A 17,570-nucleotide genomic window follows, 5' to 3' on the forward strand; every position below is an offset into this window, starting at 1 on the left:
CGGTTCGGCTGCGCCCCCCGCGCCAACCGGCGGATAATATGGGGCGAAATTGCGGCGCCGGCAGGACGCAGGGTGGCTCGGCCACATATTCCCCGATCAGGAGCATAAAATGGAAGAAATCAACGGGGGCCGTCCGGCCCCCAAACTGCAAAAACCAAATCTGCTGCGGCGGCTGCTGGCCTTTCTGCTGACGGCCGCTCTGGTCGTGGGCGCCGTGGCCCTGGTGGCCTGGCGCGACAGGATCAACCTGGATTCCATCCGGCGCTGGTTCTCTTACCGCAATCTGGAGCGCAGCGACAGCGGACAGGCGGAGACCTTTTCCTACGGCGGCAGCGCGTCCGACACCTTCGCCAACCTGGACGGAGACCTGCTGGTCTGCTCCCCTACTGGCTTTCAGCTCTATTCGGGCAGCGGCACCCTGTATGTGGACGAGACCGTACTGCTGGAACACCCGGTGGTAAGCGCCTGCGGCAAACGGGGCCTGGTCTACGACGCCGGGGGACAGGAGCTGTTCGTGCTCTCCGGCCGGGAGGTGGCCTTTACCCTCTCCCAGGAGACCGAGCGCTCCCTGATCTCCGCCTCGCTCAATCCGAACGGGTGGCTGGTCCTGGTCAGTCAGGAGCACGGGTATAAGGGCAGCGTTACGGTCTACGACGGAAGCTATGCCCCCGTCATGCGGCTTGACCTGTCCAGCCGCTTCGTCATGGACGCGGCCCTTTCCCCCGACAACAAGACCGTCGCCGTCCTGACCGTAGGTCTGGAGGAGGGCAGCTTTGACTGCCGGGTGGACCTGTACCGGCTGGACCATGACGCCGGCAGCGCCGCGCCCGACGCGTCCTGCTCCGTGGGCAACAACGCGCCCCTGGCCCTGCGCTGGACGGATGACGGCATCTGGCTGTTGGGCGAGAACGGCGTGTACCGGGTGGACGGCTCCGGCGCTTTGGGCGGCGGCTATACCTACAGCGGACGCTATCTGAAGGGCTTTTCGCTGGAGGGCGACGGCTTTGCCGCGCTTCTGCTGGGCAAGTACCGTGCGGGCAGCAATGCCGTGCTGACCATCGTGGACGGCGCGGGCGCGGTACAGGCCTCCTTGTCCATTGACGAGCAGGTGCTCTCTCTTTCCGCCGCCGGGCGGTATGTGGCGGTGCTCACGGCCGACCGGCTGGACCTGTATGACCAGCAGCTCGGCCTCTACGCCACGCTGGACGGCACCCAGGGGGCCCGCCGCGTGCTGATGCGCAGCGACGGTACCGCCATGCTCATCGGCAGCGGCGAAGCCCGGCTCTATGTTCCCTGATCCTACCACGCAGGAGGCATCTCATGGCAGCTTTTCTCCTTTTTGACCTGATCGTACTGGCCGTGCTGGTGATCTTCACCCTGCGGGGCGCCTGGCGCGGGCTGGTGCTCTCCCTGTGCTCTCTGCTGGCGGTGGTGGTGGCGTTCGCCGGGGCCAGCTTTCTGGCCCGCACCGTCTCTCCCATGGTGGCCCAGGCTCTGGAGCCGCGCTTCGCCGCCGCTATCGAGACCCGTCTGGAGGACGCGCTGGAACAGCGTGTGGCAGAGGGGGAGCAGGCCGTGCTCACCACCGAAGACGTCCCCCTGGAGGGTGTGCTGGACATCCTGCGCGATATGGGGCTCTACCAAAATCTGATCGGCGCGGTGGACCGTGCCGTGGAACAGGGCGTGGCGGAGATCGCCGCCAGCGCCGCGGCGGCGGTGGCCGCCGCCGTGGCCCAATCGGTCGCCTACCTGGTGCTCTTCCTGGCGGGATTTCTCCTCCTGCTGGCGGCATGGACTTTGGTGAGCCGCGCTCTGGATCTGGTCGCCCGGCTGCCGGGGCTGCATTTTCTCAACAAAACGCTGGGCGGCCTTTTCGGGCTGATCCAGGGGTGTATTCTTCTGTTCGTCGCGGCCTGGCTGATCCAGTTTTCCGGCCATCTGATCCCGGAAGAGACGGTGGAACAGACCCGCCTGCTTCGCTTTTTTATGGACACCAACCCCTTCGCTCTCTTGAGCGGACTGTAACGCCGCACCGGCGTGCAAAGGAAATTCAGGTGACTTATGACGATTCCAAACTTGCTCTCCCTGCTTCGCCTGGCCTTGGTGCCGGTATTTGCCCTGGTCTACTTCTCCTGCGCTCCCAACGCCCATCTCTGGTCCGCCGTTCTCTATCTGGCCGCGTTTGTCACGGATGTGGCCGACGGCTGGATCGCCCGGCGCTTCAGCCAGATCACCCGTCTGGGCCGCATTCTGGATCCGATGGCCGACAAGCTGATGACCTTCATCGTGATCCTCTGCCTTACTGCGGACGGAGTGATCCCTGTATGGGCGGTCGTGATCTTCTTCTGCAAGGAACTGGCCATGGCCATCGGCGGCTATCTCATGTATCGGGCGCGGGGGGACGTGATCTCCTCCAACTGGCTGGGCAAGAGCGCCACCGGCGTGTTCTTCGTGGTGTGCGCCGCTCTGGTCCTTTTCCCCGCTATTCCAAGGCCCTGGGCCGTGCGGATGATCTCCGCGGCCCTCGTCCTGACGGTAGCCGCCTTTTTCAGCTATCTGTACCAATTTGTCAAGGGATTGGAAAAAAGAAAATCCCACTGATTCATACGCAGTTCATAATTTCGGATTAGAATCATTTCTCAAAAGGAATGTTATCTCAGGAGCGTTCCGCTGCGATTCGGAAGCGCTCCGGAAGGAGTTGAAATAGATGCAACCCACACTTTGCTCCAGATGTCACAAAAACGTCGCCGTCATCTTCATTCAGAAGATGGAGGGCGGCACCACGAAGAGTGAAGGCCTCTGCCTGAAATGCGCCAAAGAAATGGGCATCAAGCCCGTGGAAGATATGATCCAGAAAATGGGTATCACCGACGAGGACCTGGAGGGCCTGACCAACGAGATGATGTCGGCCTTCGGCGGCGCCGAGGGCATGGAGGGCCTGATGGCCCAGGATGAGGACGGCGACGAGGACGACGAGGACGGCAAGACCGCTACCTTTCCCTTCCTGAATAAGCTGTTCGGCTCCGCCCAGAACCCCGGCCAGCCCCCTGAGCGTGAGGCTTCCCGCCCCGCCCGGGAGGAAAAGGAAAAGAACGGCAAGGGCGAAAAGCAGCCCAAACGCAAATTTTTGGAAAATTACTGCATCTCCCTGACGCAAAAGGCCGCCGACGGCAAGCTGGACCGCATCGTGGGCCGGGATGAGGAGATCCAGCGCACCATTCAGATCCTGAACCGCCGCCAGAAGAACAATCCCTGCCTCATCGGCGAGCCCGGCGTGGGCAAGACCGCCATTGCGGAAGGTCTGGCGCAGAAGATTTATGAGCGGGACGTACCCTACAAGCTGCTGGATAAGGAGGTCTACCTGCTGGATCTGACCGCCCTGGTGGCGGGCACCCAGTTCCGGGGCCAGTTTGAAAGCCGCATGAAGGGGCTCATCGAGGAGATCCGCAAGCTGGGCAATATCATTCTGGTCATCGACGAGGTCCACAACATCGTGGGCGCCGGAGATGCCGAGGGAAGCATGAACGCGGCCAATATCCTCAAGCCCGCTCTGAGCCGCGGAGAGATCCAGGTCATCGGCGCCACCACCCTTACGGAGTACCGCAAGTACATCGAAAAGGACTCCGCCCTGGAGCGGCGCTTCCAGCCCGTCATCGTGGAGGAGCCCTCCATTGAGGATTCCGTCAAGATCATCCAGGGCATCGCCCCCTACTATGAGCACTATCATTTCGTGTACATCTCCCCGGAGATGTGCCGCCTGGCCGTGACCATGAGCGAGCGGTATATCACCGACCGCTTCCTGCCCGACAAGGCCATCGACCTGATCGACGAGGCCTGCTCCGACGTGAACCTGCACAATAAGGGCCTGGCCCGCAGCGTGGAGGTCAAAAAGGAGCTGGAATCCCTCTCCAAAGAGCGCGAAGACCTGATGAGCGAGGCCAACCAGCGGGACTACAAGCGCCAGACCGCCCTGAAGAGCAACGAGCAGCGCCAGGCGGAGATCCGCCGGGAGCTGGCCAAGCTCAACGCCGAGCACGATTCCCTCACGGGAAACCCCGCCACGCAGGAGGCCCTGCGCTCCAACGAGCACCGGCAGGCCAGCTACCAGCGGGAGCTGGCCAACCTGAACCGGGAGCGGGAGACCCTGCTCTCCGATGAGGGGGCCGGCCACGACTACGAGCGCCTGGCCGCCATCAAGAGCCGGGAGATCCAGCTCCAGGAGGAGCTGGGCCGTCTGGACGCCCAGAGCGCGCCTCCCCTGACGGTGGAGCACCTGGCCCGGGTCATCGAGCTGTGGACCAAGATTCCCGCCAGTCAGATCCAGGAGGCGGAGTACGAGCGTCTGGCCCAGCTGGAGGAGCGTCTCAAGGAACACCTGATCGGCCAGGACGACGCCGTCCACGCCGTGGCCAACGCCGTGCGGCGGGGCCGGGTGGGCATCGCCTCCAAACGCAAGCCCGTTTCCTTCATCTTTGTGGGCTCCACCGGCGTGGGCAAGACCGAACTGGTCAAGCGGCTTGCTCAGGATCTGTTCCACTCCCCCGAATCGCTGATCCGGCTGGACATGTCCGAGTTCATGGAGAAGTTCAGCGTCTCCCGCATCATCGGCTCCCCTCCGGGCTACGTAGGCTACGATGAGGCCGGCCAGCTGACCGAGAAGGTGCGGCGCAAGCCCTACTGCGTCATCCTCTTCGACGAGATCGAGAAGGCCCATCCGGATGTGCTGAACATCCTGCTTCAGATCCTGGACGACGGTCACATTACCGACGCCCAGGGCCGCAATGTGAACTTCGAGAACACCGTCATCGTCATGACCTCCAATGCGGGCAGCAGCTCCAATGCCTCCGGCAGCGTGGGCTTCGGCCGCACTGCGGGCGAGCAGGGCCGTGAGCGGGCCATGAAGGCGCTGGAGAGTTTCCTGCGGCCGGAATTCATCAACCGGGTCGATGAGATCGTTTACTTCAACCGTCTCAGCGAGGACAACTTTAAAGCCATCGCTTCCATCATGCTGGACGAGCTGAAAACCACCCTGGCGGAAAAGGGTATTACCTTCACCTGGGACGACGTTCTGCTGGACTACTTGGTCAAAAAGTCCTATTCCCAGACCTACGGCGCCCGTAACCTGCGCCGTCAGATCCAGAAGGACCTGGAGGATGCGATTGCCACCAAGCTGATCGAGAGCTACAAGGCCCCCATCCACAGTCTCCACGCCACCGCCGATGGCGCGCATGCCTTGGTGGAGGCTCAGTAATCAGCTTCAAAATGCGAGGCGCTCCGCCCTGCGGAGCGCCTCGCATCTGCTGTGACCGGGTCAAAAAAGCCGTGCCCCGTGCTGTATGCACGGGGCACGGCTTTTTCAAGCGCTTCAGTCCTCTTCTTCGCCCTTCTTGCGGCCGATCATGATGATCAGGCCAGCGGCGGACAGGGAGGCCGCCAGGGCCAGCAGGCCCAGGGTCGCGGTGGGATCCACCGCGCCGGCAACTGCGCCGGTCTGCGGCAGGTCGCCCAGCGGGGGCTCCTCTTCGGGGATCTCCACCTCTTCCGCAGGAGGCTCAGGCGTGGGCACCGGCTCCACAGGAGCGGGCTCCAGCGGTGTGGGCTCCTCGGGGATATCCGTCTCCACCGGCTCCGGAGTGGGGGTGACGCTGGGCTTCGGAGTGGGCTTCGGGGTGGGCTTCGGAGTCGGATGCACAGGCGGATCGTAGGGGGTAGGCGTCGGAGTGGGCACGACCTTTTCGTCGTGCAGCTCGTAGACCAGCGTGAGCACATAGATGGTGTCCGGCTCTTCCAGCTTTACGCCATCCTGCGGCTGGCTCTTCTGGCTCTGGTACACATAGGTGCTCCGGCCGTCCGTGCTCTTGTAGCTGTTCGGATTCAGGTCGCTCAATTTGATCTCCTGATCCTTGCTGCCCTCGACGGTGTCTCCGGTCACCTTCAGGGTGTCCGCCGTGATCAGGGTTCCGTTCTCATCGTAGTGGTAGTACTCCCGGTCCACGCGGTAGAGATACTGATCACTGGCGCGGTAGGTGTTGGTGATGGTCAGGCCGTCCGCCGCGCTGCCGCCGTAGGTGACCTCGTAGTAGTCGCCGCCGAACTTCACCATGTTCATGGCGATGGAGGAGCCGCCTTCGTTATCGCCGCCCAGGTCGGGGGTCATAATGGACTGCGCGCCCCACTCCTGAACGGTATACCGGATCTCATGGCCGTCGCTGGAGAGCGCATACTTGGGCAGATTCGTCCAGGTATAGCTCCAGGTACCTTCTTCACCGGCCGTGAGCGTGACCGGGTTCGTCACGCCCTCCATTGCCACCCAGTTCTCATCGCCGTACAGATATACGGTGACCGACTCGGGCAGGACGATCCCCTCGGGGGCATTCCAGATCTTGGTGACCGTCAGTTCTGCGATGTACTCCTGTTCGATGGTATTGAGGAAGACGTTTCCGGCCCCCTCCGTCACCGTATACACATGGCCGTTGGAGGCATGGACCTTGCCGTCCGCGCCGACGACCTCTTTCACCACGTAGGTGTACTCGTTGCGGCCGTCATCATACTTGGGCAGCTGAGCGCCGTCGGCGTCGGTGGTAATGGTCTTGGCCCAAGCCGTTCCGTCCTCGTTCCGATCGGCGTCGGTGAGGGTGATCTCCAGGCTGAATCCGTCGTCCTGCGTCGTGCCGACCCAGCGGGTCAGGGTAAACTTGGCCTCGGCTGCGGCGGGGCCCTTCCACATCTTGGTCACCGTGACCTCGACATGATCCTGCTGCAGGGTGTTGGTCACAGAATAGCCATTGATGACCACGTCGTAAGTGCTGCCGCCCCAGGTAACCGTGGTCTTCCCGGTGGCTGCATCCGTCACCGCGCCGCTCTCCTGGATGGTATAGGCAAATTCATGGCCGTCCATCGCAGAGTAGGCGGGAAGGTCCTCATACAGATAGGTAAAGGTGCCGTCGTCGTTCGCCGTCACCGTGGGCGCAGCAGGCGCGTCCACGCCGGTCAGTTCCGTGCCGTCCCGCAGGATGAGGAAGGAAGCGTCCGCACCGGTATGGGCGGCAGCGCCGTCCACCCAGGTCTTGGTGATTCTGATATCCTTGGTACCGGCGTTAAAGGTGTTGACGAAGCGGATGACGCCGTCCTCACCGGTGGTGTTGGCAGGCGTATAACGAGCCGCCAGAGCGGTCTCCTCCATGGTCTCCACGATGGTATAGATGTTCTTCGTGCAGGTGTTGCCGTTGAAGGTGTACTGGTCCAGATCCTCAAAGGTCAGGCTGCCGATGCCCGTAGTCTCATCATACACCATGGCCTTGGTCTGGTTTGTGGTCACGCCGTTCTTATGGAGGGTAAAGGTCAGCGCGGGCCGGTAAGCGGGATCCCCGCCGCTCCATTCCTTGGTGGCGGAAACGCTCACCTTGCTCTGCCCCACCGTGTTGACCACGTTCCAGACATAACCGCTCTGCACATTGCCGGAGGAGCTGTAGGTAACCGTATAGGTCTCGCCATCGGCGCCGTAGGGCTTGAATTCGGCCCCGTTCTCCAGCGCCTCGCTGCCCAGCAGCTCCCGGACGGTATACTGGATGCGCTTGCCGCCGTCATAAGCAGGCACCGAGATCGTAGTGGTCCAAACCGGCTCCCCTGCGCCGGCCAAAACCGGGAGATACACGGTCTGCGGCGCTACGTTGTCGCTGTTGACAGCGCTGACCGTAAAGGCAACGGTACCATGGCTGCTGCGGGCGTCCACCCAGGTCTTGGAGATGGTCAGGCTGGCGGTATCGCCTTCCAGAATATTGGTGATATCGTAATCACCCACGTTCTTGGCCTCACCCTTCACGTAGTTGGCGGTATAATTGGAAACCGCATCTTCGCGCACGGTATAGATGATCTTCGCACCGGTTTCATCGTACTTGGGCAGATCCTCCCACTTGTAGTGGGTCTCCTCGGCCCAGGCCCAGGTGCCCGCGGTGGCGACGATGCCGCCGGCAGGCTCTCCCTCGCCCTCGGGTGCGCCGTCCAGCCGTTCCAGGCCGTCCAGGCCTGCGACGCCGATGAAGCGGGCCGCCGCCAGCGCGCCGGACAGGACAGCATCGCCGCCGTCGGCTTCAGGCGTGGCGCTGGGGTCTGCGCTGGACGTGGCGCTGGGGTCTGCGCTGGGCGTGGCGCTGGGATCCGCGCTGGGCGTGGCGCTGGGGTCTGCGCTGGGCGTGGCGCTGGGAACCGCGCTGGGCGTGGCGCTGGGATCCGCGCTGGGCGTGGCGCTGGGATCCGCGCTGGGCGTGGCGCTGGGGTCTGCGCTGGGCGTGGCGCTGGGATCTGCGCTGGGCGTGGCGCTGGGATCCGCCGGAGTCTGATTTGGGGTGGCGGACAACGTCTGCTCCGCGGTTTCCACTCCGTTTGCATAGAGCCGGACGGTAATGGACCCGGGCCGGGTGTCGTTGGTGTTGCCCTCGTCGTCCCAGCGCTTGTCACCCTCGATGGTCAAGCTGCCCTTGAGGGTGTTGGTGATGGTCACGCTGCCATCCTGGTTGTTTTTATAGCCGACCTCGAACCAGTCGCCGTCATCCAGGGTGATCTTGCCGTTGCTCTCGCCCCGCTCCTTGACGGTGTATTCAATGGCCTCGCCGTCGGCGTCGGCAGTCGGAATCGCGTAGGTCTGCGCGTCTTCGCCCGTTCCGACCGTAATCTCGGTACCCTTCAGGGCATACACGGGCAGGCCGGTGAAAGAGAACGCCGGGCTGCTCTCCGTGACCTCAGCGGTGATGCCGGTGGCCTTACCGTTGGCATACAGCTCGATCGTGGCGGTCTTGTCCGCGCTGTCCAGCGCCGCGGCCACCCAGACCTTGGTACCGGCGATCGAGGCATTCTTGGGGTCGGTGATGGTATTGGTCAGCTTCCCGGTCGCCTGGTCACAATGGATCGTATAGGTGTGACCGTTGAATGTCACGGTGCCGTTGACAGGCTTGTTATCTGCGCCCAGCTCCGCCACGGTATAGTGGACCTCATTGCCGGAATTGTCATACGTGGGAACGCGGAAGGTATGGGACCAGCCGGGAGCGCTCAGTTCGGCAGAATCCACGATGGTGCTGCCGCGCATCACCGCGACGGTAACGCGGCTCCGGTCGGCGGCGGGGCCCTCCCATTCCTTCGTGACGGTGATCTCCTTCTCTGCGTCTTTGACATTGGTGATGATATTGCCCGCTGTGGAGGCCAGCTGGACGGCCGGTGTGACGATACGGTAGCCAGTCACCGCCTGCTCCACGGCCACATAAGCGATATCATTGCCATCCTCGTCCTTGGTAGGCAGTTGTATGGTGGTATCGCTCCAGCCGTTCCCTTGGGTCAGCTCCAGCGTATCCACAGGCGCTTTCGCCGCGTCGTAGATCGGCGTTCCGTCCTGGGTGGCGCCGGTCATCACATAAATGTCAACGGAAACCGTCGTGCCGTCCGTGGGCGCGCTGCCAGCGGGCAGCCAGCTCTTGGTGACGGTGAAGCTCTTCTTCTGCGGATCGCGGGTGTTCCGAACGATATGGGGGGCATTCGCGGTGATCTCCGTGCTGCCCACATAGACCTTGCCCCACTTCACCGTGATCGCCGTCTGAGCGTCGCTGAGGGCAGGGGTAATGAAGCCGGAAGGGGCCTGGGTCTCAGTCAGGGTATAGCTGTGCTCCTCACCGGAGGGGATCCCCGCAAACAGGTGGTTCCCATTGCCGGCGCCGGTGTCCGCGATGGTCTTCGCGCCGGTCAGCGTAAAGGTCGCGCCGGGCAGAAGATTGCCCTTGCTGTCCTGCTTCTGGAGGTACAGATCTGCATACAGGCCCTTGACCTTGGGGACCTTGAAGTACAGAACCGGCAGATCCTCCGAATCTGCAATCAGATTCCCCTGCTCGTCGACAGGGTTGCCCTCACGGTCCGTGAGATAATACGTCAGGTAAGTCGCACCATTGGTCAGGCCATACTGATCTGCGCCTGCCCCGGTGTTATCCAGCTGCACACGATAGGTCAGGGAATAGACAAAGTCATATTCCTCACTATCCTTGATCTTGTCATAGTCGACCCTTGTGCTTGTTCCATGCTTATAGACCGTCGGGATATCATTGCGGAGCGTCCAAATCAGGGTCTCGCTGTTCGTACCCTGGCCGGTCACCCGGTAATTTGCCTCTCCGGCCTGCTTGCTGACAAAGCTGATGTTTGCCCCCATGGGATCCGTTACTTCCCATGCTTCGGCGGAAATTTTGATGAGCGTCAGGTAGATATCAAAGCTCTCAACCAGCTCATCGGCATTGGCGGCCAGCTGGCACTGATTGGACATCGCATTGAACCACAGATAACCATCCGCGGTCCGGTCGACGCCCACATAGGCGGAGAGGAGCTTCGTCCCCGTCTGGCGGATATTGTACACCCATTTTTCCGCATTGGAATAGGGCTGGCCCTGGTAAGTCGAATAGCGTGTGAAGCCGGCATCGACCTGGGGCGCGGTACCGTTCTTATTGGGCTCACCGTCGCCCAGCAAAAGCACGAAAGACATCGCCCGGCTCAGCTTATCGTTGTTCGCCTGTTCCCGGAACAGGCTGTCCAGCGCGCCGTCCGCAAGTCCCAGCGGGTCCGCCACATTGGTCCCGTCGCCCTGCGAGGGCGGGTTGACGCCATTGATGGCGTCCACCACGCTGTTGTGATACTGGCCATCCGCCCCCAGCGTCCAGTCCAAAGCCGCCACGTCGATCCAGACCGAAGCAGAAGCGGCGTTCAGGTCGATCAATTCCGCCGTTCCGCTGAACTTGGTCAGCGACATATACCGATGGGCGATCACGTTCCCATTTTCATCTTTGGCAGACGCGGCGTACTCGGCTGCAAAGGCAATGGCCGCCTCCTTCGCGGCATCCATGCGGGACTGGTACTCGCAGGTGGCTGCTGACGCATCATGATGGTACCCTTTCCAATGTCCGCATGTAGCACAATAATCGCTATACCGTGAACTAGGCGTAAAGCCGGTACACCGCTGACATAGATCACATCCTGCGCTCTGCACGGAGTGATTGCGGTGGTTCTCGCTCTTCCCGCAGTTCACGCAATAGTACATCGAGGTAGACTTGTCGATGACCAGCGCCACCGCCGCATCCGGCATGGAGGGGGAGCGCTCCACCTTCTGTGTAGTCGTCACGTTCAGGGTGATATCAAACTGATTTTCAGTCCCGGTGCCCTGAATGACCTTGGAAATCGTAACTTCCGGGTCCGTGGCTTTGTTGGTGGTCACTGCATTGGTTGGGTTCGCGTCCTGCGCAAATGTTCCCGTACCTTCATTATAGGTGTAGTACACGGGGACATTTCCGCCCTCGATCTGCTGATTGCTGCTCTCCGCCGCCGCCGCCGTGATGGGCAGCATGCCCAGCAGCAGCACGGCTGTCAGCAGCAGGGACAGGGTCCGTTTCATTCTTTTTGCCATCTTGTTTCAATTCCTCCTTAAAATAAGAGAAGTGGAACAGTGGCAGCCGGACCGGCGTGGCGGTCGCCCGCTGTAGCCTCCTGGCTTTGCGTCCCGCCCTTTCGGACGGTTTGCCTTTGCACGGTGTTCATGGGGCCGCTTGGTGTGCTCAGTCTTGCTCTGGTTGCTTACTCTCTTCCGTTGCTGCCTGCTCCAGCAGGGCGCTGTCGATGAGGCGAATCAGCTCCAAGGCGCTCCGGAAGGGCTGTGTCTTTTGTCCATCCGTCCAGGTCACGGTTCCCTGCCATGTGGCATTCTGCGTATTCAGGATCTGTACCACAAAGGTCTCCCGTTTTCCTGCCGCCTGTTTCATAGGCAGCCATCACCTCCCGTCCTGCCTGCTGCGCAGGTCTTACGGTATCTACTGTGCTTCTTACTATAAAGTCCAGCAGATACATTTCGGTTACATTTTAAAAATTCGCCGTCACTTTTTCTTTTTTCTTGTTGGCGCTGCCCTGCATCGGCGCGGCGCCGGCCGCTGCCGCCGCGTCCGGCCGGGTCCGCTCGCAGAATGGCATGCGCCAAACAGCGTAAAATCAGGCTGCCCGGCAAAGCCGGGCAGCCTCAGCTTGTCGAAAAAGGCCAAAGGCCTTTTTCGACAGAGGGATGCATGACGGACAGGGCTCGATTCTTGCAGAAAAGTCGCCCTGTCCGTCATGAGAGGTGTCATTTCCGACGCACGTGTCGCCGGAAATGACGGAGCTTCCTTTCCTTCCATCGTCTGCGGACGGCTCAACTCTGCCAGGCTCTTCTCCAGGAGGGTTTTTCGACAGCCTGATCCAAATCTCCGGTACAGCAGGGGTTGTGCCTGCGCCGGGCCGGACCGCCCCGGACGGCCCCCTATACGTACTCGTAATCGGAGAACTTGGTCTCGCCCTGCTTGATGTCCTTGGTCTCGCCCACAAATTTGCCCATCACATGGCAGTCCGGGCAGGCACCGTAGTCCGGGTCGGACATCAGGTCGATGGGATAGCGGTATTTCTTGCCGCATTCCGGGCACTCATAAAAAAAGAAATAATCTCCCCAGGTCATTTTGCACATCCTCCATCGCGTTGCGTTTGCGTTCGTTTTATTCCAAGCCCTGCCGCAGCACAGCCGGCCTCCGGGATCAGGCGGTCCCTTCCGCCTGACCGGCCAAGCGGGCCCGCTCGGCCCGGACCGCATCCCGGCGGCGGATGCTCTCCTCCAGCCCGGGCCGGGGCCGTTGGCCGATCGCGTCCCGCCAGCCGGTCAGCCACCGGCGCAGCTCCTCCAGCCCCTCGTCGCTGAGCGGGAAGGTCCGCGTCTCCTCCACCCGGCTGTCCTCATAGCGCCAGGGCCCTTCCCACACCTCGGCGGCCAGGCCTTCCTCCCGGGGCGTCACCCGGTAGCACAGCGCGCCGGCGCTGGCTGTCCAGAAGTTTTCATTTTGAAAATGGGAGAGCACAGGCAGAAAAAAGTCTTCCATGATTCCTACTCCTTCTCGCGGCCGCAGCCACAAATGCGGTAGGTATCATACCACATTTTTCACCGTTTTTCAATTCTGGGAAAAACGGGTCAAAAATTGCCGCGTACGCTCCTGCTGCGGGTGGACGATGACCTGCTCCGGTGTCCCCTGCTCCACGATCACGCCGCCGTCCATGAAGATCACCTGATCGGCCACGTCCCGCGCGAACGCCATCTCATGGGTGACGATGATCATTGTGGTGTTCTGTTCCGCCAGGGAGCGGATGACCTTGAGCACCTCGCCGGTCAGTTCCGGGTCCAGCGCGGAGGTGGGTTCGTCAAAGCAGAGGATATCCGGGCTCAGCGCCAGGGCCCGGGCAATGGCCACCCGCTGCTGCTGGCCGCCGGAGAGCTGGTGGGGATAGTGCCCGGCCCGGTCGCTCAGGCCCATCTGCTCCAGCAGCGCCTTCCCCTGCTCCTCGATCTGGCGGAGGATGCGCTTCTGATCCCGCTTATAGTCCGCCCGCTCCTTTGCCAGCAGCCGTCCGGCCAGAGTCACGTTTTCCAGCGCGGTGTACTGGGGGAAGAGGTGGAAGGACTGGAATACCATGCCGAAGTGCAGGCGCTTGCGGCGCACCTCCGCCTCCCGCTGGGTGGCGGGGTCCGCCGCGTCAAAGAGGGTCTCCCCCCGCACGGCGAGGCTCCCGCGGTCGGGCCGCTCCAAAAAGTTCAGGCAGCGCAGCAGGGTGGTTTTGCCCGAGCCGGAGGAGCCGATGATGGCCAGGGCCTGCCCCTCCTCCAGCGAGAAGCTGATATCCTCCAGCACCCGGGTGGCGCCGAAATGCTTTTCGATGTGACGTACCTCCAATACCGACATCGTGACGCCTCCTTACTTGAAGTAATCCAGCTTTTTCTCCACCCAGCCGAACAACAGGGTGAGAATGCCGTTGACCGCCAGATAGAACACCGCGGTATAAAACAGGGGCCAGATCATGCCCTTCTTGATGAAGGACTCTCCCATCCAGATGATCTCATACACGGAGATGATGCGCACCAGGGCGGTGTCCTTCACCAGGGTGATAAACTCGTTGGACATGGGCGGAACGATACGCTTGACGACCTGGAGCAGCGTGATCTTGAAGAAGATCTGGCTGCGGGTCATGCCCAGCACCTGTCCCGCCTCGTATTGCCCCCGGGGCACCGCCTGGATGCCCCCGCGGTAGATCTCGGAAAAATAGCAGGCGTAATTGATGACAAAGGACGCCAGCGCCGCCGTGAACCGGGGCAGCAGCGGCAGGCCGAAGAGCAGGCCGGGGCCGTAAAAGATCACCAGGATCTGGAGCATCAGCGGCGTGCCCCGGATGATCCAGACCACCGTCTTCACGAAGCCCCGCAGGGGCGCGAAGCGGCTCATGGAGCCAAAGCTGATGATCAGGCCCAGGGGCAGGGCGAAGACCAGCGTCAGGACAAACAGCTCCAGGGTGGTGACAAGTCCCTCCAGCAGGGTGAGCGTAACGGTCGTAAGCATGGCGATTCCCTCTCTTAAACCGGGGAAAGGCAGAGAGCCGGACGGCTCTCTGCCTGTTTCCTCTCCCGAAGAATGATGAACCTCTTACTTTTCGATGATGGACTCCTGAACGCCGTAAGCCGTGGCGGTCTCCAGAACGGTACCGGCGTCGCAGGCTTCCTTCCAGAAGGCGTTGAAGGCGTCCGTCAGGTCGGAGCCCTTGCGGAACGCCACGCCGTACTCCTCGCTGTTGAGCTGCACGGTATAGGTCAGCTCGGGGTAGCTGGTGCCCTCGCCGATCATGGCGCCCGCCATCAGAAGGTCGATGACGCAGGCGTCGGAGGCGCCGGAAGCCACCTCCAGCAGGGCGTCGGCCTGGGTCTGCTTGGCCACGTAGCTCAGGCCCAGCGCATCCAGCTGCTCGGCGCCGGCGGAGCCGTTCTCCACCGCAAAGTTCAGGCCGGACAGGCTCTCCACGCTCTGGTAGTCCTCCGCCTTGTCCGCGGGGAGCACCACCACCTGGCCGTTGTTGCAGTAAGGCTCGGAGGTGGACGCGCCGCTCTTGACTTCGTCAGTGAGGGTCATGCCGTTCCACACGCAGTCGATGCCCTTGGCCTCCAGCTCCATGAGCTTGTTGTCCCAGTTGATCTCCAGAAATTCCACTTCCACGCCCAGGTCGGCGGCAAAAGCCTTGGCCATATCGGCGTCAAAACCGATCCACGCGCCGCTCTCGTCCTTATAATCCATGGGGGCGAAATCGGTCATGCCGACCACCAGGGTCCCCTTATCCTGAACATAGGCCACATCGCTCCCGGCGGCGGCGGTCTCCGGAGCGGCGGTCTCCGGGGCCGCGGTCTCCGGAGCGGGGGTGGACGCGGTGCCGGCGCCGCCCGAGCAGGCGGCCAGGGAAACGGTCAGGCCCAGAGCCAGGGCCAGCGCAAGCAGTCTCTTTTTCATTCTTGGTTCCTCCAAACAGCGCCGCAGCGCGTTAATACTTTCGTATATTACCACACTAAAGCAATTGTGTAAAGAGGAAATTTGAATTTTTCCCTTCAGCCTTCGGCTTCCTCCGCCGCGGCGCGGGCCGCCGCATAGTCCTCCGGGCGGTTCACATTGAGCAGGATACGTTCCAGATCGAAGCCGGGCAGTTCGGCCTCGTCCACCGTCCGGCAGTCCACCCGCTCCAGCATGCCGCGAAAGGCGCGCCGCCCTTCCTCCAGGCAGGCGGACGCCGCGCCCAGACAGCCCCGGCCATAGACCGCGAACAGCGGCTCCAGCGCGCCGCCGGCGCGGCGGATGCAGCAGGCGTCGGCCGTTCCCCGCAGCTGCTCCAGCCGCCGGGCCAGCGCCGCGTCTCCAAACGGCAGGTCCACGGCGGTCAGGAAAATCGCCTCCGCCCCCGTCTGCAGAAAAGCGGCCTCCAGCCCGGCCAGCGGTCCCTGGCGTCCGGGGCGGCGGTCGCAGACCTCCTCCGCCCCGGCCGGATCGAAGCGCCCCGGCCGGTCCACGGATACGCACACGCGTCCGAACGCCCCCCGGTACCGCTCCACCAGCCGCTCCAGAAACGTCTCCCCGCCCAGCCGCAGAGCGCACTTGTCCCGCCCCATCCGGCTGGACCGTCCTCCGGTCAGGATCACCGCCACGGTTTCCATCCTCCGTCCCCCTCGCTGCGCCGCAGATGCGGGCAAAATGTTTTTTTCCAGCATACCAGAAAATTTTTCCCGGTGCAAAACTTTCTCAGCGCTGCATAGAAGTCCCTTTGATTCCACATCCTTTGACTACAGAGAAATCAACAAGTCTGGAGGAGCGCATACCGATGAAAAAAATAGCTGCGGCCCTGCTGGCCGCCTCTCTTTTGATCCTCCCCGCCCACGCCGCCGGCGCGAACCCGGTGGATGCCGCCGCCGCCGTCCTGATGGAAAAGGAGACGGGGACCATCCTCTTTGAACAAAACGCCCACGACAAGCTGGAGCCCGCCAGCGTCACCAAGATTATGACCCTCCTGCTGGTGATGGAGGCGGTGGACAGCGGCCGTCTGGCTGCGGAGGACCTGGTCACGGTTTCCGCCCGGGCGGCTTCCATGGGCGGCTCCCAGGTGTATCTGAAGGAAAACGAGCAGATGACGGTACACGACCTGCTCAAGGCGGTGGCGGTCGCCTCGGGCAACGACGCCTCCGTGGCCCTGGCCGAACACCTGGCCGGCAGCGAGGATGCTTTCGTGGCGCAAATGAATCAGCGCGCCGCCGAGCTGGGCATGGCGGATACCTGCTTTCTCAACTGCACCGGCCTGCCCGCATCGGGCCACCTGACCAGCGCCCACGACATCGCCCTCATGAGCCGGGAGCTGATCTTGAACCACCCCCGCATCCGGGATTACACCACCATCTGGATGGATTCCCTGCGGGACGGGCAGTTCCAGCTGGCCAACACCAACAAGCTCATCCGCTTCTATGAGGGGGCCACCGGCCTCAAGACCGGCTTTACCGACGCGGCGGGCTACTGCATGTCCGCAACGGCGGAACGGGACGGCATGGAACTGATCGCCGTCATCCTCAAATCTTCCACCCGGGATATCCGCAATGAGGCGGCCAAGAGTCTGCTCAGCTACGGCTTTGCCAACTACACCCTCATGGACGTATATCCCGGCCAGGCCCTGCCGCCCATCGACGTGCTGCTGGGCGAGCGTGAACAGGTACAGCCGGTGCTCGCCCAGTCCAGCCGTATCCTGGTCGACAAATCCCAGGTCAATGCGGTGACCACCCAGGTCAGCCTCTGCGAAGATGTGGAGGCCCCCGTGGAGGCGGGGCAGAAGCTGGGCGAGATGGCGGTCTCCATCGGCGGGGAGCCGCTTCAGACCATCCCCATCGTTGCCGGAGAAGCAGTGGAGCGCATCACCATCCCCGGCATCTTCTCCCGTCTGCTGCGCAATCTGTTCATGGCAGGCTGACCCTGTTTCAAATTGACCTTGCCGCTGCGGCGGCCAACCTCTGCCAGGCTTTTTCGACAAGTGGGGGCCGGAGCGGATCTTCCGCTCCGGCCTCTTCGGCGTTCTGGACAAGGGCCTACTTTCTTCCTGACGGAATTTTTACATACACTACCGTATCCTATCCTTGACTATATTCGCAACAGGTTGTATAATTTATACAAACAGTCCCACCACATCCGGGGCTT

Annotated in this window: 13 protein-coding genes and 1 riboswitch; of the genes, 5 read left to right on the top strand and 8 right to left on the bottom strand. The window is 62.3% G+C overall.

Annotated features, from left to right (window positions below):
- Nucleotides 1–109: 109 nt before the first annotated feature.
- The 4 genes from H8S57_RS01665 to H8S57_RS01680 all read left to right on the top strand — a co-directional run bounded on the left by H8S57_RS01665 (nt 110) and on the right by H8S57_RS01680 (nt 5,251).
- Nucleotides 110–1,297, top strand: coding sequence for a DUF5711 family protein (locus tag H8S57_RS01665; RefSeq protein ID WP_186906330.1), 1,188 nt, complete (start codon nt 110–112; stop codon nt 1,295–1,297).
- Between the two features lie 23 nt (nt 1,298–1,320).
- Entirely contained in the window at nt 1,321–2,025 is a 705-nt protein-coding gene (locus tag H8S57_RS01670) for a CvpA family protein (protein ID WP_186906331.1), read from the top strand.
- Nucleotides 2,026–2,061: 36 nt separating this feature from the next.
- Nucleotides 2,062–2,601 (top strand): CDP-alcohol phosphatidyltransferase family protein, encoded by a 540-nt coding sequence (locus tag H8S57_RS01675; protein ID WP_186906332.1) that lies wholly within the window; start codon nt 2,062–2,064, stop codon nt 2,599–2,601.
- Between the two features lie 106 nt (nt 2,602–2,707).
- Nucleotides 2,708–5,251, top strand: a complete 2,544-nt coding sequence (locus tag H8S57_RS01680; protein ID WP_186906333.1) for an ATP-dependent Clp protease ATP-binding subunit — start codon at nt 2,708–2,710, stop codon at nt 5,249–5,251.
- Nucleotides 5,252–5,365: 114 nt separating this feature from the next.
- On the opposite strand, the gene H8S57_RS01685 is transcribed toward H8S57_RS01680, so the two are convergent.
- The 8 genes from H8S57_RS01685 to mobA all read right to left on the bottom strand — a co-directional run bounded on the left by H8S57_RS01685 (nt 5,366) and on the right by mobA (nt 16,051).
- On the bottom strand, nt 5,366–11,416 hold the full coding sequence (locus tag H8S57_RS01685; RefSeq protein WP_186906334.1) for a Cna B-type domain-containing protein: 6,051 nt from the start codon (nt 11,414–11,416) through the stop codon (nt 5,366–5,368).
- A gap of 50 nt (nt 11,417–11,466) precedes the next feature.
- A riboswitch (cyclic di-GMP riboswitch) is annotated at nt 11,467–11,553 on the bottom strand.
- Between the two features lie 23 nt (nt 11,554–11,576).
- The gene (locus H8S57_RS01690) at nt 11,577–11,780 is read right to left on the bottom strand and encodes a hypothetical protein (protein ID WP_186906335.1); all 204 of its coding nucleotides are present in this window, start codon (nt 11,778–11,780) and stop codon (nt 11,577–11,579) included.
- A 527-nt stretch (nt 11,781–12,307) separates the two neighbouring features.
- On the bottom strand, nt 12,308–12,499 hold the full coding sequence (locus H8S57_RS01695) for a hypothetical protein (protein WP_186906336.1): 192 nt from the start codon (nt 12,497–12,499) through the stop codon (nt 12,308–12,310).
- Between the two features lie 76 nt (nt 12,500–12,575).
- On the bottom strand, nt 12,576–12,914 hold the full coding sequence (locus H8S57_RS01700; RefSeq protein WP_207723647.1) for a hypothetical protein: 339 nt from the start codon (nt 12,912–12,914) through the stop codon (nt 12,576–12,578).
- A gap of 69 nt (nt 12,915–12,983) precedes the next feature.
- Nucleotides 12,984–13,769: an amino acid ABC transporter ATP-binding protein gene (locus tag H8S57_RS01705; protein ID WP_186906337.1), complete on the bottom strand. Its 786-nt coding sequence runs from the start codon at nt 13,767–13,769 to the stop codon at nt 12,984–12,986.
- 12 nt (nt 13,770–13,781) lie between these two features.
- A complete protein-coding gene (locus H8S57_RS01710) occupies nt 13,782–14,420 on the bottom strand; it encodes an amino acid ABC transporter permease (RefSeq protein WP_186906338.1) in 639 nt (212 codons plus the stop codon).
- Between the two features lie 84 nt (nt 14,421–14,504).
- Complete coding sequence (locus H8S57_RS01715) at nt 14,505–15,356, bottom strand: transporter substrate-binding domain-containing protein (protein ID WP_186906339.1); 852 nt, start codon at nt 15,354–15,356, stop codon at nt 14,505–14,507.
- A gap of 95 nt (nt 15,357–15,451) precedes the next feature.
- Entirely contained in the window at nt 15,452–16,051 is a 600-nt protein-coding gene (gene mobA / locus H8S57_RS01720; protein WP_186906340.1) for a molybdenum cofactor guanylyltransferase, read from the bottom strand.
- A 164-nt stretch (nt 16,052–16,215) separates the two neighbouring features.
- On the opposite strand from mobA, the gene H8S57_RS01725 reads away from it, so the two are divergent.
- Nucleotides 16,216–17,346, top strand: a complete 1,131-nt coding sequence (locus H8S57_RS01725; protein ID WP_186906341.1) for a D-alanyl-D-alanine carboxypeptidase family protein — start codon at nt 16,216–16,218, stop codon at nt 17,344–17,346.
- Nucleotides 17,347–17,570: the final 224 nt, after the last annotated feature.

This window comes from Lawsonibacter hominis (assembly GCF_014287895.1).
GTDB lineage: Bacteria > Bacillota > Clostridia > Oscillospirales > Oscillospiraceae > Lawsonibacter_A > Lawsonibacter_A hominis.